11 protein-coding genes and 4 pseudogenes are annotated in these 16,138 nt (G+C 62.2%); 5 read left to right on the forward strand and 10 right to left on the reverse strand.

All coding sequences use genetic code 11. The features are described 5' to 3' along the window. Window positions 1–325 precede the first annotated feature (325 nt). From LDZ21_RS29600 to LDZ21_RS29615, 4 genes and pseudogenes are all read right to left on the reverse strand, one after another. On the reverse strand, window positions 326–526 hold the full coding sequence (locus LDZ21_RS29600; RefSeq protein ID WP_244797740.1) for a hypothetical protein: 201 nt from the start codon (window positions 524–526) through the stop codon (window positions 326–328). Window positions 527–544: 18 nt separating this feature from the next. Next, window positions 545–1,161 (reverse strand): annotated as a pseudogene (locus LDZ21_RS29605) (O-methyltransferase). Window positions 1,162–1,194: 33 nt separating this feature from the next. Continuing rightward, window positions 1,195–2,511, reverse strand: coding sequence for an ATP-binding protein (locus tag LDZ21_RS29610; RefSeq protein ID WP_244797741.1), 1,317 nt, complete (start codon window positions 2,509–2,511; stop codon window positions 1,195–1,197). Between the two features lie 5 nt (window positions 2,512–2,516). After that, window positions 2,517–3,245, reverse strand: coding sequence for a response regulator transcription factor (locus LDZ21_RS29615; protein ID WP_244797742.1), 729 nt, complete (start codon window positions 3,243–3,245; stop codon window positions 2,517–2,519). A 176-nt stretch (window positions 3,246–3,421) separates the two neighbouring features. Here LDZ21_RS29615 and LDZ21_RS29620 point away from each other — a divergent pair, with 176 nt between their 5' ends. Genes LDZ21_RS29620 through LDZ21_RS29630 form a run of 3 tightly spaced genes read left to right on the forward strand, consistent with a single transcriptional unit; the run spans window position 3,422 to window position 9,077 of the window. Then, window positions 3,422–4,564 carry an efflux RND transporter periplasmic adaptor subunit gene (locus tag LDZ21_RS29620; protein WP_244797743.1) on the forward strand — a complete coding sequence of 381 codons (1,143 nt, stop codon included), beginning with the start codon at window positions 3,422–3,424 and terminating at the stop codon, window positions 4,562–4,564. Between the two features lie 3 nt (window positions 4,565–4,567). Further along, window positions 4,568–7,690, forward strand: coding sequence for an efflux RND transporter permease subunit (locus LDZ21_RS29625; RefSeq protein WP_244797744.1), 3,123 nt, complete (start codon window positions 4,568–4,570; stop codon window positions 7,688–7,690). Window positions 7,691–7,694: 4 nt separating this feature from the next. Continuing rightward, window positions 7,695–9,077: an efflux transporter outer membrane subunit gene (locus LDZ21_RS29630; RefSeq protein WP_244797745.1), complete on the forward strand. Its 1,383-nt coding sequence runs from the start codon at window positions 7,695–7,697 to the stop codon at window positions 9,075–9,077. A gap of 123 nt (window positions 9,078–9,200) precedes the next feature. Here LDZ21_RS29630 and LDZ21_RS31495 read toward each other — a convergent pair whose 3' ends face one another. The 3 genes and pseudogenes from LDZ21_RS31495 to LDZ21_RS29645 all read right to left on the reverse strand — a co-directional run. Then, window positions 9,201–9,446, reverse strand: coding sequence for an MFS transporter (locus tag LDZ21_RS31495; protein ID WP_404980719.1), 246 nt, complete (start codon window positions 9,444–9,446; stop codon window positions 9,201–9,203). 47 nt (window positions 9,447–9,493) lie between these two features. Then, entirely contained in the window at window positions 9,494–10,024 is a 531-nt protein-coding gene (locus LDZ21_RS29640) for an MFS transporter (protein WP_244797746.1), read from the reverse strand. A 131-nt stretch (window positions 10,025–10,155) separates the two neighbouring features. Next, window positions 10,156–11,090, reverse strand: a pseudogene (locus LDZ21_RS29645) (MFS transporter); the annotation flags it as partial. Window positions 11,091–11,211: 121 nt separating this feature from the next. On the opposite strand from LDZ21_RS29645, the pseudogene LDZ21_RS29650 reads away from it, so the two are divergent. Continuing rightward, window positions 11,212–12,118: pseudogene (locus tag LDZ21_RS29650) on the forward strand (LysR family transcriptional regulator). A 360-nt stretch (window positions 12,119–12,478) separates the two neighbouring features. Here the strand turns inward: LDZ21_RS29650 and LDZ21_RS29655 are convergent. From LDZ21_RS29655 to LDZ21_RS29665, 3 genes and pseudogenes are all read right to left on the reverse strand, one after another. Continuing rightward, a pseudogene (locus LDZ21_RS29655) lies at window positions 12,479–12,598 on the reverse strand (helix-turn-helix domain-containing protein); the annotation flags it as partial. 110 nt (window positions 12,599–12,708) lie between these two features. Further along, window positions 12,709–13,182, reverse strand: a complete 474-nt coding sequence (locus LDZ21_RS29660; RefSeq protein ID WP_244797747.1) for a MarR family transcriptional regulator — start codon at window positions 13,180–13,182, stop codon at window positions 12,709–12,711. 2 nt (window positions 13,183–13,184) lie between these two features. Beyond that, entirely contained in the window at window positions 13,185–13,598 is a 414-nt protein-coding gene (locus LDZ21_RS29665; RefSeq protein ID WP_244797748.1) for an ester cyclase, read from the reverse strand. A 705-nt stretch (window positions 13,599–14,303) separates the two neighbouring features. Here LDZ21_RS29665 and LDZ21_RS31260 point away from each other — a divergent pair. Continuing rightward, window positions 14,304–15,845 carry a methyl-accepting chemotaxis protein gene (locus tag LDZ21_RS31260; protein WP_280519453.1) on the forward strand — a complete coding sequence of 514 codons (1,542 nt, stop codon included), beginning with the start codon at window positions 14,304–14,306 and terminating at the stop codon, window positions 15,843–15,845. Window positions 15,846–16,138 lie beyond the last annotated feature (293 nt).

The raw sequence follows: 16,138 nt of genomic DNA on the forward strand, positions 1-16,138 counted from the left end.
TACGAGCAGAAGAAGCAGAACAAGCAGCCTACAACGCGCATAAGAGACTCTATGAAGCTATCGTCTCTGCGTTCATGGCGCCGATCTCCGCGCGCGTGCGCAAGGAAGCGCAGATTGCAGTGGCGACGGCGTGGGGCATGGACGATCCGGCTGACGCAAAGCACGCTATTGCCGCTCATCAGCTCGCATGCCACGGTCGTCGTCGCTGTTGTTCAACTCGCGCGCCGCGCGGAACGGGTAATGCGGATCCGCCAGATGCGCGCGTCCCATCATCGCGATATCGGCAACTTTTGACCGGCCTGCGCGGCGCGAGACTCGCGCCGCGTCATGTTGCTTCGTCAGAGCGCTGCGCCTGCCGCCTGCCGGCGCTCGTCGAGCGGACAAAATTCGGCTCGATGCGGCCCATCACGAACACGATCGACAGCATGCCCGCGAACACCGCTGCCTCCGCGACTAGGAATGCGTCTTCGAACGAATACATCGCGGCCACGACGAAACCGGTCAGCGCCGGCGCAACCGCGCGCATCACTCCTTCACTGTCGTGTCAGCTGACTTGGTACCGGCTGATCTCCATACCGGTACCGACCGGCAACGCACACTGCGAATCCCTGGAAAAGCGCTAATTGCCCGGCCGTAAGCGTGCACACCTTCGCTTTCCGGCCGAAGCATGTTGTCGGCTACTACGATCGCACCGGGATTAAGTCTGGGATAGAACGCTTCAAGGCAAGGAAGGCGACGGTCTTTCCATAGGTCCACAAAGACGAAATGCACGTTGGCGGACAGTCCGGCTATCAACTGCACGGCGTCCTCGACTTGGAAGTCTATCCAGTCCGCCAGGCCCGCACTCGTCGCCATTTCCTGCGCGTACTGCGACTTGTAGCCGTGCAGCTCCATCGTGATGAGACGCCGCCGCTAGCGCGCGCGGCATCCGCAAGCCAGATGCCGGAATAGCCGAACGACGTGCCAAGCTCAAGAATAACCGGGGCCGTAAGACTCTTCGCCACAATGTTGAGCAGCTGCACGGTCTCGGGTGATACAGCACGCATGCGTTGGTCGTGGCCTCCGTCGCGGCCGCCCGGCGGCTCCGTTCTCGGCTGGCTACGCTCTTCCTGCATTCGGGTGTGGTATTGGTTCCAACACTTCAGTAACGCGTGCGTCCATTGAACGCCGGAACATTGCGCGCAGCGACGCTCCTCACATTGCGATTCGGTCAGTGCCATTCACGATCGGCAGCGACACTCGCGCGTTCAGGCCCGCCGGTTCGCGATTGCTCAGCGTCAGCGTGCCGCCGTGCGCGCGCACGATGTCATCAACGATGGACAGTCCCAGCCCTACGCTGCCCGACCGGTGCGCGCGCGCGGAATCGAGTCGCACGAACGGTTCGATTACGTCGGTCAGGCGTTCAGGCGGAATGCCCGGTCCGTTGTCCGTTACGTCGATGACCACTTCCCCGCCGCGCACGCTCGCCGCCACCACGACCAGCGTGCCGAAGTAAATGGCGTTCTCGATCAGATTCGTCAGCACGCGCTGCATCGCGTCAGGCCGGCAGTAAAACGGAATCTGATCCGGGCCCTCATAGCGAATCTCGGCACCGGATTCGTCATACTCATCGCACAGCGTTTCGAGCAGTGCCCCAAGATCGAGCCACTCCTTCTTCTCGGCGCTCGCGCTGCTCGTGAGGAACGCGAGCGCCGAGGTGACCATTGTCTGCATCAGCGTGATATCGCGCTGCAACTTGCCGCGGTCGATTTGCTTGTCTTCGTTGTCGACTTGCAGCCGCATGCGAGTCAGCGGCGTTCGCAGATCGTGGCTGATGGCCGCGAGCATGCGCGTGCGGCTCTGCATGTGCTGCGCGATGCGCTCCTGCATCGCGTTGAAAGCGTGCGCGGCGCGGCGTATCTCCAGCGGACCTTCTTCTTCGATCGGCGCGATTGCGATATCGCGGCCGAAGGCATTGGCTTGCTTCGACAAGCGGCGCAACGGCCGGATCACGCGCGACACGGCCCACGCCGACAGCGCCGCGACGCCCACGCACAGAAACGCCAGCGCGCCGAAGAACGGAATCGTGAAACGCTCGGGTTCGCGCTCACTGCGTTCGGTGCGCACTTCGAGCGTGCGCGCGCCGAGCGGAACGAGCACCTGCACATCGCGTTCAGGATGCTTTGCGTCGCACGTGCGCACCGTCAGCGGCGATGCATCGTGCAACTCGGACTTCAGCGCTGCTTCGAGATCGTGGGTGTCGAGCGTGGCGGTGGCGCATGGAGCGGGGGCATCGGTCAGCTTCGCGGCCATTCCCGCCGATGCCAGCACGTTTGCCCGCTGCGCCTCCGGCATCGTCCTCAGCAGACCGACGAGCCCAGTGATGCGATAGGTGGTCTGCCACGGCCACGGCGGATTGGGCGGCGCGCCGGGGAAGAACAGCAGCGCGATGAACAGCAGAAACGTCGCGACCGACGAGCACGCGACGATCGCCAGAATCTGACCGAGCGTTGTAGAGAAAAAACGCGGCATCGGCATCAAACCGTCTTCACTTCGGGCTGGAATGCATAGCCGTCGGCGCGCATGGTGCGGATCGGATCGTCCAGCGGATCATTGCCTTGCAGTTTGCGGCGAAGGCGGCTGACGAGCAGATCGACGGAGCGCGCGGCAATCGGAAAGTCCTTGCCGCGCGTCAGACCGATGAGTTGTTCGCGCGATAGCACTTGCCGCGCGTTCTGGCAGAACACCAGCAGGAGATCGGTTTCCGCGCCGGTCAGCGGCACGCGCAGGCCTTTGGGCGAACGCAGAAAGCGTCGATACGGATAGAACGTGAAGCCGGAGAACTCCATGACGAGTTCGGTCGCCTGCTCGCCGGGCTGCGTGCGCGTCGGGGTCTGCGTCTGCCCGCGCCGCAACACAGCGCGAATGCGCGCCAGCAGTTCGCGCAGATCGAACGGCTTCGTCACGTAATCATCAGCGCCGAGTTCGAGGCCGACAACCTTGTCGGTCGGTTCGCCCAGCGCCGTGAGCATGATGATTGGCGGGCCGCCCGATGCGCGCACGCGCCGGCAGAAGCTCAGGCCATCTTCACCGGGCAGCATCACATCGAGCAGGATCAGGTCGAAGGCACCGCGCGCGAGCACGCCATGCGCCGCCTCGGCGCTGTCGGCCACCTCTACGTTCAGCCCCTTGCCCCGCAGGAAGTCGGCCAGCGATGCTCGGATCTCGGGATCGTCTTCGACGAGCAGAAGTCGGGTATCGGTCACTACGTCAATCGCCGGTAACGGCGTGGAAGATCATGTTGCGATTGTCCATCAGATTGCGCCCGCGGTTCATGTCAATCTGGACACAAAATGTGAATGTATCGACAAATCAACGACTTAGTTGATGTTCGGCCGGCGTGCGGCTATCGTTCAGCCTTCGCTCAAGTTCTTTGCGTCTCATGCCCGAACACCGTCTTCTCCGGCTCGCTGCTTCGTTGTCGATCGCCGCCTTCGCGCTCTGCGCGTGTCACGACCAGTCCGCTTCGGCCGCCGCTTCGCCCCCCACCGCACCGAAAGTCACCGTCACCACGTTGCGACCGCAGCACATCGATATCCTCGATGACCTGTCGGGCCGTCTGTCCTCGGTCGAAGTCGCCGACGTGCGTCCGCAAGTCGACGGCATCGTGCAGAAACGCCTCTTCGTCGAAGGCGCGAGCGTGGAAGCCGGTCAGCCGCTCTATCAACTCGATCCGGCAAGTTACCAGGCCGCTTACGACACCGCGCTCGGCACGCTGCAGAAAGCCATCGCCACGTCGAAGGCGGCGGAGATCACCGCACGCCGCTATCAGGAACTGCTCAAGGTCAAGGGCGTGAGCGAACAGGATGTCGAGAACTATCTCGCCGCTGCCGACGAAGCGCGCGCCGATATCGTCACCGACCGCGGCGCGCTCGAAACGGCGCGCGTAAATCTGACACACACGCGCATTGTCGCGCCGATCAGCGGCAAGATCGGCAAGTCCAGCGTGACGGCGGGCGCGCTCGTCACGTCGGATCAAACCACGGCGCTCGCAACCATTCAGTCGATGGACACGCTCTATCTCGACGTCACGCGCTCCAGCGTGGAAGCGTTGCGTCTGCAGAAGGCTATTGCATCGGGCAGGTTGCAGGCGGGTTCGTCGCAGGTGACAGTGCAGACCGAAGACGGCGCGACCTATCCGCATCCCGGCAAGCTGCTGTTCTCCGATGTCACCGTCGATGCGACCACCGGCTCGATCACCCTGCGCGCGCTGATCCCCAATCCCGGGCATGAACTGATGCCCGGCATGTTCCTGCAGGCGCAGTTCGACGAAGGCGAGCAGGACGCGCTGCTCGTGCCGCAGACGTTGGTCAATCGCGGCTCGGGCGGCACGGCGACCGTGCTCGTCGTGAACCGGCAGAACGTTGTCGAAAGCCGCAATGTGAAGGCAGATCAGGCGCACGGCGCGGACTGGATCGTGACGAGCGGATTGCGCGCCGGCGATCGCCTTGCAACCGACAACCTCCAGTCGATCAACGCGGGCATGAAAGTGACGCCTGTTGAAGATACGAAGAAGGGAGCGTGAGCCATGCGTTCCCGCTTCTTCATTCATCGGCCCGTGCTCGCGTGGGTCATCGCCATTGTGGTGATGATGATCGGCGCGCTCGCGCTGCGCAGGTTGCCGGTCGAGCAGTACCCGAGCGTGGCGCCGCCGACCATCCGCATCAGCGCGACGTATCCCGGCGCCTCGGCCGATACCCTCGCCACGACCGTCACCCAGGTCATCGAACAGGATTTGACGGGCATCGACAATCTGGACTACATGTCATCGTCGAGCAGTTCGGCGGGCACGGCGACCATCACGCTCACGTTCAAGTCCGGCACCAATGCTGAGGTCGCCGCCATGCAGGTGCAAAACAAGGTGCAGGAAGCCAATGCGTCGCTGCCCACCGCCGTCCAGGAACAGGGCATTCAGATCACTAAGACGTCGGGCGACATCCTGATGGTCATCTCCGTGACCTCCACCGATGGCCGCATGAACGCCGTCGATCTGGGCAATCTGCTGGCGACGCGTGTGGAAGATACGCTGACGCAGATCAGCGGCGTCGGTCAGGTGATGCTCTTCAACGCGCAACACTCGATGCGCGTCTGGCTCGATCCCGCCAGGCTGCGCAGCGTCGGCCTGATGCCGAGCGACGTGACAACCGCCATCGGCTATCAGAACGCGCAGTTGTCGGTCGGGCAGATCGGCGGCGCACCGAACACGGACAAGCAGGCGATCAATGCGACCATCGTCACGAAAGGCTTTCTCAAGACTTCAGACGACTTCGGCAATATCCTGCTGCGCGTGAATGCGGACGGCTCGCGGGTTTATCTGAAGGATGTCGGCCGCGTGGAAGTCGGGGGCGATTCCTACGACATGACTTCGCGTCTGAACGGCAAGCCGGCGGCATCGATGGGCATTCAGCTCGCTAGCGGCGCGAATGCGCTGACCGTGGCGAAAGCGGTGAAGGCGGAACTCGGCGTGCTGCAACAGCAGATGCCGGGAGGCGTCTCGATCAGCGTCGCGCACGATACGACGCCTTTCATTTCCGCATCCATCGCCGAAGTGATTAAGACGCTGATCGAAGCCGTCGTGCTGGTGTTCCTCGTGAGGTATCTGTTCCTCGGGAATCTGCGCGCCACGCTGATTCCGACCATCGTCGTGCCGGTGGCGCTGCTCGGCACCTTCGCCCTGATGGCCGCGGTCGGCTTCACGATCAACGTGCTGTCGCTGTTCGCGCTGGTGCTGGCCATCGGGCTGCTGGTGGACGACGCGATCGTCGTCGTGGAAAACGTCGCGCGTCTGCTTCGCGAGGGGTCCAGTCCGCTCGATGCCACCATCGAGGCGATGAGCGAAATCGGCGGCGCGCTGATCGGCGTGACCGCCGTGCTGACGGCCGTTTTCATTCCGATGGCGTTCATGTCCGGATCGACGGGCGAAATCTACCGGCAGTTCTCCCTCACGATCACCTGCGCGATGCTGCTGTCCGTGATCCTGGCGCTCACGCTCACGCCCGCGCTGTGCGCGACGCTGCTGCGCCCGGTCGATCGCGAACACGCGCGGCGCGGCTTCTTCGAGTGGTTCGATCACAAGTTCGAGAACGGCACGCGCCGCTACGAACGCCTCGTCACGCGGCTCGTCGCACGCCCTTTACGCTCGATGCTGCCCTACGCCCTGATTTGCGGCGTCGCGGCGCTCCTGTATGTGAACCTGCCCTCGTCGTTCCTGCCGGATGAGGATCAGGGCACGCTAATGACGCTCATCACGCTGCCCGCGGGCAGTTCGAGCGTGCAGACGAACGTCGTCGAGAAGCAGGTCGAGGCGTACTACACGAGTCGTTCGGATGTCGAGGATATCGTCATGCTCGACGGCTTCAGCTTCGCAGGCGAAGGGCAGAACATGGCCATGGCGATGGTCCGCCTCAAGGACTGGAGCCAGCGCGCGGGCAAGGGGCATTCGGCGGCGGAGATCATCGCGGCGGCGAACAGGCATTTCGCCGGCATCCACACGGCGCAGGTCTTCGCGATGAACCCGCCTGCCGTGCACGGACTCGGCACGTACAGCGGCGTCGATTTCGAACTGAAGGACATGGCCGGTCTCGGTCATGACGCACTCGTCGCCGCCAGGCAGAAACTGCTTGCGATGGCATCGAAGGACAAGAACATCGAGGGGATGCGCGCCGCCGGCATGGCCGACGAGCCGCAATACGAAGTGGATATCGACTATCTCAAGGCATCCGCGCTAGGCGTGAGCGCCCAGAACGTCAACGCCACGCTGCAAACCGCGTTCGGATCGACTTACGTGAACAATTACGTGGACACGGGCCGCATCCAGAAGGTGTATGTGCAGGCATTGCCCCAGTATCGAATGATGCCGTCCGATATCGGCAAGTGGTTCGTGACGTCGAGCAATACGCCTTCCACGACGACGAGCACTGGTTACGACGGCCAGATGGTGCCCTTCTCCGCCTTCGCCACCGGTCACTGGACGAGCGGCTCGCCTCAGGTCGAACGCTACAACCGCAGCCTGTCAATGGAAATGACCGCGAAAAGCCCCGGCGGCGTCAGCAGCGGCGATACGATGAACGCCATCGAAGCGCTGGTCGCCAGGCTGCCGCAGGGCATCGGCATGGAATGGACGGGCGAGTCGTATCAACAGCAGATTGCAGGATCGCAGGCGACGTATCTGTATGCGTTGTCGCTGATCGTCGTGTTTCTTTGTCTCGCCGGTCTCTATGAGAGCTGGTCGGTGCCGTTCTCGGTGATGCTGGTCGTGCCGCTCGGCATCGTCGGCGCACTGATGGCGGCGCATGTGCGCGGCTTCGACGACGACATCTACTTCAAGGTCGGCTTGCTGACGACGATCGGGCTTGCAACGAAAAACGCGATTCTCATCGTCGAGTATGCGAAGTCATTGCTGGAGCGCGGGCACACGCTGCGGCAGGCGGCAATCGAAGCGGCGCACCTGCGCCTGCGTCCGATCGTAATGACGTCGCTTGCGTTCGGCTTCGGCGTGCTGCCGCTGGCCATGGCCAGCGGCGCGGGCGCAGCCAGCCGTCAAAGTCTGGGTACCGGTGTGCTAGGCGGCGTCATCGCGGCAACCTTGCTCGCAATCGTCTTCGTGCCGGTATTTTTTGTGCTCGTCAAAGGGTGGGGTCGCGGTGAATAAGCCAATGAAAATCGTTGCGGCGTGTACGTTGTGTGTCCTCACCGCGTGCACGCTGGAGCCGCGCTATGAACGTCCGGCCGCGCCCGTTCCGGCTGCTTATCCGCGTTATGAGACGTCGGGTGCGGAACCAGCGTCCGTGAATGTCCTCACGGACTGGCGCGCCTTCGTCCAGGACGACTATCTGCGCGAGCTGATCGAACTGGCGTTGAACAATAACCGCGAGATGCGGCAGGCTGCAATGAAGGTCGCGCAGTACGAGGCGCAATATCGCGTGGTGCGGGCGGAGCTCGGGCCGTCGGTCGCGGCGACGGGAGCGCAGAGCGCATTGCGTTCCTCGGGCGTGACGACGCGCGCGGCGAGCGTGCAACTCGGCGCCAGCTCGTGGGAAATCGACTTCTTCGGGCGCATCCGGAGTCTCAAGGATCAGGCGCTGGAACAATACCTTTCCACGGACGCCGCGCGCCGCAGCACGCAGATCAGTCTGATTTCAACGACCGCCACGGACTATCTGACGTGGCTCGCCGACCGTGCATTGCTGGAAAACACGCAACGCACCGTGCAGTCGTATCGCGATACCTACGAAACGACGGTGCGGACTGCGCAGCTCGGCAGCGGATCAATGCAGGACGTGCAATCGGCGCGCACTTCCCTGACGAGCGCGATGGCGAGTCTCGCCTCGTATCAACGTGCAGTGGAGCAGGACCGCAACAACCTGATTGCGGTGATCGGCTGTCCATTGCCCGATGGCTTCCCCGAAACGCGCACGCTGCCCGATGCATCGCTCTTCGCGGCGGTGCCCGAAGGACTGCCGTCATCGCTGCTGACCGAGCGGCCCGATATCGTCGAAGCGGAACATACGCTGAAGGCCGCGAACGCGTATGTCGGCGCTGCGCGCGCGGCATTCTTTCCAAGCGTCTCACTGACGGCGACGGGCGGGGCCGCGAGCAACTCGCTAACGACGCTCTTCAGCGCCGGCAGCGGCGCGTGGGCGTTCACACCGTCGGTCACGGTGCCGATCTTCGAGTTCGGTAGCCTGCGGGCCACGCTCGACGCCGCGCGGATCGCAAAGAATATCGATGTGGCCGCTTACGAGGGAGCAATCCAGACCGCCTTCAAGGAAGTGGCCAATGCCCTCGCCGCGCGCGCGTCGTACATCGAACAGACCGCCGCCGACGCGCAATATGTCGATTCCGCACAGCAGTACTACGACATCGCGAATGCGCGCTATCGCGGCGGACTCGACAGCTTTCTTTCGCTTTTGACCGCACAGCGCACATTGTTGACCGCGCAGACGCAAATGATTACGGACCGGGCCGCGCAGCAATCCAACATGGTGACGCTTTACACGGCGTTGGGCGGAGGGTGGCGGAATGCCACAACGCCGTGAAGTCGATACGTCCATCCGACAATTGTGCGACGCGCCCTGGGCCGCGCCGTCCGTTTGCTGTGCTGTGCCGAAGCCGCTCGCCAGCGCGGTGATGACGGACGAGACGGCCCACAAGAACGCGCCTCATCGCCCGACGCGCCTCACGCCGAAGCGGTCGAGCACGACGCCCGCCGGTATCTGCAGGAGCGCATACACCCACGAGAACGCACTGAAAAGAACGCCCATATCGCCCGGCGTGAGCTGGAACGCTTCGCTCAGTTGCGGAGCGGCCACCGACATCGTTACGCGGTCAATATAGTTGACGAGAATGCCGATGCCGATGAAGATGCCGATCCACCAGCGCCGGCGCGGGACGACTGCAGGCTCAATACGATGCTAAATCATTGTGTCCGATGCGTATTATGGTCGTCAGCCGATTAGTTGGGACTACCGTCGAATCGACGGTCCACGACCTTGCCGTTCTCGACGGCCGGCTCATCAAGCTTGTCGGATTCACGCGAAACCAGGCTCACTATCGCCGCGAGCACCGCTGCACCCACAAGAATGCAGAGCCCCGGCGAATATCCCGAAGTCGTCGAGCGGACATAGCCGAGAAGGTACGGACCGGCGAAGCCGCCCAGATTGCCGATCGAATTGGCGAGCGCGATGCCTGCTGCCGCTGCGGTACCGCTCAGGAACGTCGTCGGCAGCGCCCAGAAGGAAGGCAACGCACCATAGCCGCCGATCGCAGCGATAATCAGCCCGCCAAGGATCATCGGCAAGGTGGATGCCATCGCGGCCACTGCCAGTCCGGCGGCGGCGACGACACACGCGCAAGCGAGATCGAACCGATACTTCCCGCGCTTGTCAGCGAAGCGCGACCACACGACCGTTGTCACTGCGCCTATCACGAACGGAATCGAGTTCGCGGGACCGATCCACTGGTCCGACACGCCAAGCGCTTTCAAGGTATTAGCGTAACGCGTTCACGCGCTGACCCTTGACCCGAATGACTTTGCTTCCGGCACGCTGCAGCCAGTTTGCCACCGGAAACCATGCCATTCCGGTTGGCTCCACACGGCTGTGATCGGCGTATCGGCGCCAGCGAGCCGACGAGCGCCGGAATCGCGTTGTGATAGCGCCGCTTGCCGCGCCGGTCGGAACTGCGCCCGATGACAATCATCGTGATTGCGGCGGTGGCATAGGGAATCGCGGAATACAGGCCGGTCTGCATCGTGTCCTTGACGGCCGCCGCCTCGATGATGGAGGGGAGCCAGAAGCTCACGGCCTAGATGCCACAGATGAAGCAGAAGTACGGCACGGCCATCAGATAGACACCGGGATCGCGCGCCACCTGCGCGACCGAATGATGACCGCCGGATGTTCGAGTTCGGACGCGAGCAGAGGTTTTTCATCGTCAGAAAGCCAGCGTGCGTCGGCAGGACGGTCCGCGAGCACGAACACCGCGAGCACACCGAACAGCACACACGGAAGTCCCTCGATGAGGAACATCCACTGCCAGCCGTCGAGATTATGCGCGCCGGAGAAAGACGTCATGATCCAGGTCGAGAGCGGCCCGCCGAAGACGCCGCCGATCGGCCCGGCGAGCATCACGATCGCCATCACCTGCGCCATGCGCGCGCGGCCGTACCAGTACGCCAGACAGAAAATCATGCCCGGCGCAAATCCAGCCTCGAACACGCCCCGCAGGAAGCGCATGCCATAGAGGGTCTTTTCGCTGCGCACGAACAGCATCGCCGCCGACGTCACACCCCAGAGAATCATGATGCGGCTAATGGTCTTTCGCGCACCGACCTTCGGCAGCAAGAGGTTGCTCGAAACTTCGAACAGTACGTAGCCGACAAAGAGGATACCCGCGCCGAGGCCATAAACGGCGTCGGAGATACCTAGATCGCTCTGCATCTGCAGTTTGGCGAATCCGATATTGACGCGGTCGAGGTACGCGAGCGTGTAGCAAACCAGCAGGAACGGAAGCAGCCGCCAGTCGAGCTTGCGATACAGCGGCGCGTGCATTTCGGGTCATGTGCGTCGAGGGAATGGCGGACAAGGGCGTTCTCCGATGAACGTTTCGGTCGTAAGGTCTATTCATCTTCGTCAGCCAATATGCGACGAGCAAGAGCAACCGAGGTCGGCAATCGTTGCCCCTTGGGCAACGCTCGAAAGTGGTCCTGAGAAAACGCAGGGCTCCATCCGCGCGGCGGCGGACAGTCTCAACACGGCGGCATCCGTCATCACACGGCAAATTCGCTTGCTCGAGGAAGAAGTCGGCGCGCGCCACACTGTTCGAACGACAGGCGCGCGGCGTGAAGCCGACCGAGGCGGCGCATCTGCTCGAATACTGGCGCGGCTGTCAGGCACAGCAGGAACAACTCGAGCTGCGTGCTTTGCACGGCCTGCAGCGCGGGCACATCGGGCTTGCGATCAGCGAGGGTTATATCGACGGCCTGATGGAAGAAGTGCTGAGCGACTTCCACATGCAGTATCCAAAGCTCGATGTCGCGGTCGATATCCTGCCCGTCAACGATGTGCTGGAAGAAGTCGCCCAGAGCCGCGCGCACATCGGCCTTGCGTACAATCCGCCGGCCCATTCCGATATCGTGTATCGGGCGACGTCATCGCAGCCGGTGGTATTGCTGGTCGATGCGGCGCATCCGCTTGCAAAACGCGGCGGCGCCGTGACCATCGGCGAGATGTTGCGGTATCCGCTCGCCTTGATGCCGCCGTCCTTCGGCCTCGGACAAGTCATCGAAATGCTCGCCTACACAGAAAATGTCGAGATCAGACCAACGCTCGTCACCAACTTGTTGCAGGTACTGCGCCAGTTCGTGACCCGCGGCGAAGGCGCGACGTTGCCCGGCGCTTTTTCCGTGTACCGGGAGATCGATGCCGACGAGTTGATCGCCTTACCCATCCTTCACCCGCTATTCGAGGCAGTGAAAGCACGCATTCTCGTAAAGGCGCGACGGCCGCTTTCCGGCGCGGCAGAAGAACTACTGAGATGGGTTCTGCGTCGGATGAGCGTATTCGCGGCGAGTGCCTAGGGAGCGCTCAACGAGGCCTACATGCGCGATGTCGCAGACGCATCGGCCGATAACGGAACGAGCGGCGAGCAACACGCCGGAAGCTGGCCCCAACAGCGGACGCGGGGACTTTCGGCCGTTGCGAATGCTCGCCGGCCTGTCGCTCCGCGACGACTGCGTACTGCCCGCCGCCGTCAGAATGCAGAAGATCAACGTCGGAACCCAAGAGGGCGAACGAAACTTCACCGCCTCCCTGATGCCACTCGAGTCACTGCGCAGGCAATGCCGTTCTCAAACGATCAAGACAAAAGTTGTGGTGCACTCCTGTAGCCCGACGATTAACAGTCACACGATCCATGGCGTGTGTGTCCCGGGAAAGGGCTCTTCCAGTTGCGCGATCGATTTCGAGACGGCTGGCTGTCCGATCTGAAGCCGCCGCGCTGCAGCCCAGAACGAGCCCGCCTCTCCCACACCGGAACGGGCGGCGCGGCGAGTTGAAATGGGACACTTGTTGTCGGCGACAAACCTTCGATTGAGTCGCCCGGACCTCTACTTTACGGCCGCATGCTAGGCGTCCTCGACTCACCGCGCTTCGGGGCAAGATGTGCGGATTAACCAGCGTCCGCCGCGCCTGCGATCTTGACAAGTACGCCAATGGCCTCGGCGAGCTTCCTACGCTCGCTTTCGCTGGTTCTGGCAAGCAGCACCTCGGTCAGCCACTCGGTTCGCGCCTTCCTATCCTTACACAGTTGTGCTTTGCCCGACTGCGTGAGATGCACGAGATAAGCGCGTCCGTCTTTGGCATCCTGCATCAGATCGAGCAGGCCGGCATCGACGAGCTTCGTTACGATGAGACGCATCGTCTGATGCGTGACGCCCCTGCTTTGTGCGAGCGCCGATATGTTCATTGGTCCGCAGCGCTCCATCTGAGCAAGCGTTTCGTTCTGCGCATTCGAGCATGTACCGCTGTGCTCGCGCACGGAGCGCACGAAACGCCCCACGACATCGCGAATGGACTCCGCGAGAACCATGACCTCGTCCTTGGAGACATACGCGTGCGGTTGTTCAAGTTGGTCGATAGCCATGTTCACTTGCTGCTCAGTTGAGCGATGACGGCAGAAAGCGAGTTGATGCCCCAGTGTTCGACGTACTGCCCGCCTCGTACGCGCACGATATCGATGACGTCGATCGACAGCGATTGACCTGTCGGCTTAACGCCCAGCAACGGCCCGGTGTGTTCGCCGCGGAGCGTCTTGCGCGTCGTGACCTTGTCGCCGTCCAGAAGCTGGTCATGAATCACGACGTGCAGCCCTGAGAGCGCGGGGCGCAGTACGCCGTCAAAGGTCTTCCACATGTTCTCAGCGGCGCGAAGCGATGCATCGGGCGCCGCCCAGTTCACGAAGTCCGGCGCCATTAGCGCTTCGAACGACGAGCGGTTGCCGTCTTCGATGACTTCGCGATTGAAGCGCAGCACGACGTTCTTCGGGTTATTGGTTTGCATGGCAAAACGGAGTGGGATGGCTGAACTGATATTATACAGCATGGCTGTATATATCGCATCGAAATTTCCCACTTGTTCGGTGGGCCGGCCTTCCTACACTCGCCCTGATCATAGCGGGGTCGCTTCAGAAAACGGAAAATGCACGTTAGCCAGAGGCGATCGTCACCAGTGGGCCGGCCCGGCGTCTCGAGGTTACGTCCCGAGCAAAATGATGCCCAGCTGGCAGAAATCGTATAGGTTTATTCGATGCCTGCCCTCAACCACGGGCGCGTCATCGAACGACAACGCGTGCGGGCAGGCGTTGGATAAACCTCGAGGAAGGAAACCGCGGAGTAGTCCGATGCAGCCAGCGTTTTCGCTATGGGATCGGGCACAGCGAACGTTTCCGCCGCAAGCGCGCTTAGACAGACCGCCCCATGCGCTCCCGTGGACGAAAAGCAGACGTCTTGAATCACGGAGAACCGCATGCAAGCCCTCGACAACAAAAACGAAATAGCAAGTCGGCTCGCGCGCTACGAGGCGCCCGTCCTTGCGAATACTTCGCTCAAGTTCAGCTCTGAGCAGTCGTTAAGCAGTCGCATACCTACCGCCTCAGCGGCGAAAGGGAATGACTGTGCGGCGACGACGTCGGCACGGCTGAGCACCTAATAATTAAGAACAAGGCGGTGTCTGAAGAGCGCTTTGCGCCGCCGTTTCGGGGAAAACATGTCACACACCAATCGAGGACTGAAGGCCAAGCTATATTGGCTTATCGCGGCGATCGGCGTCGCCTTCGTCACGGCGAGCATCTGGAACGCGGTGCAGTTGCGCGAATCGCTGATCGCCGGTCACGCGACCGAGCTGCAGCATCTCACTGAATCGCTGCATAGCCTCATGGCCGCAGAGCAAGCGAAGGTTGCATCGAAAGACAAGACCGTTGAGGAGGCGAAAGCGACGGTCATCAAGCAGATCGACAATATGCGTTACGGCGAGGATGGCTACTTCCTCGCGCTATCGGACGACACTGTCGTGCTAGCGCACGCGAATGCGGCCTTAGTTGGAAAGAACGTCGGCGACTTCAAGTCGGCGGATGGCAAGTTCATTTATCGAGACTTCGTTACGCTAGGCCAGCGCAACGGCCGCGGTCTTTACAACTACGACTTTCCGCGTCCTGGGTCGACGGTCGCCGAACACAAGCTTGCGTATTACCAGTACGACCCGACATGGCATTGGGTCATTCTGACCGGTGTCTATATTGCCGATGTTGACGTGGCCTATCATCGCTCGCTCGTCAAGCAGATGGCCTTGACCAGCGTTATCGTCATTGCGCTGTTGGTGCTGATCCGCATCGGCGCGCAACGCACGGTGCTCGCGCCAATCCGCGAAGCGGTGACCGCTTGTCAGGCGATCGCATCTGGTGATCTAACGCGCGACGTGCCAGCATCCGCGCCTGGAGAGATCGGCGAGTTCATGCGCGCTCTAAGCACGATGCAAGCCACCCTCGCCAGCACCGTTGGCGCCATCGCAGAATCAAGCCGTGCAGTCAGCACGGGGGCGAAAGAGGTGACTGCGGGTAGCACCGATTTGTCATCGCGCACTGAACAGCAAGCGGCGTCGCTCGAGGAGACGGCGGCGAGCATGGAGGAGTTGACCGCCACGGTGAAGCAGAACGCCGAACATGCCGCGCACGCGAAAGGTCTTGCCGACGATGCAAGCGCAGTGGCGCGGGAAGGCAACAACATCGTCCGAACGGTGGTCGACACGATGACCGAGATTCGCGACAGCGCCGGGAAGATGGACGAGATCATCGGCGTCATCGAAGGCATCGCATTCCAGACCAACATCCTTGCGGTCAACGCAGCAGTCGAAGCTGCCCGCGCTGGTGAGCAAGGGCGCGGCTTCGCCGTGGTCGCGACCGAAGTGCGCGGTCTCGCGCAACGCTCATCGACGGCCGCAAAGGAGATCAAGCAACTCATCACGTCTTCGGGCACGCGCGTTAAGACAAGCGCATCGCTTGCGGCCGAAGCAGGCGAGACGATGCAGAAGATCGATACTGCCATTGGGCGGGTCACCGATCTCATGAGCGAGATCGCGGCGGCATCGGTGGAACAGAGCCGCGGCATCGACCAGATCAATCAGGCGGTGTCTCAGATGGACGAAGTCACTCAGCAGAATGCATCGCTCGTCGAACAGGCGAGCGCGGCGGCTGCCATGCTGGAGGATCATGCGGAACAGTTGCGGGCTTCGATCGCGGTGTTTCGTACGTGAAGCAGACGAATTGGCGTTCGCCTGCTGCGCCTGGCTGCGGCATAAATGTGCTGATGCGTTCAGAACGATAGGCGTCGAACCCATCACAGGCGGATTAGCGTATTCAACACGCGGCGAGCGGCCCGCGCGGCCACCCGCCGCATTATCGACGGCCCCAGAATAGTTTCGAAAGGCACGCAAGCGCGATGAGGTTGCCCGAGACGGCACCGACTGCACGTCGAGAAAGATGCGTGGCGGCAGTGCTGCCTCGGATCGCGCCTAAAGTTCATGCAGCGACAAGCCGACATACGTTC

The organism is Caballeronia grimmiae, from assembly GCF_022879615.1.
Taxonomy (GTDB): domain Bacteria; phylum Pseudomonadota; class Gammaproteobacteria; order Burkholderiales; family Burkholderiaceae; genus Caballeronia; species Caballeronia grimmiae.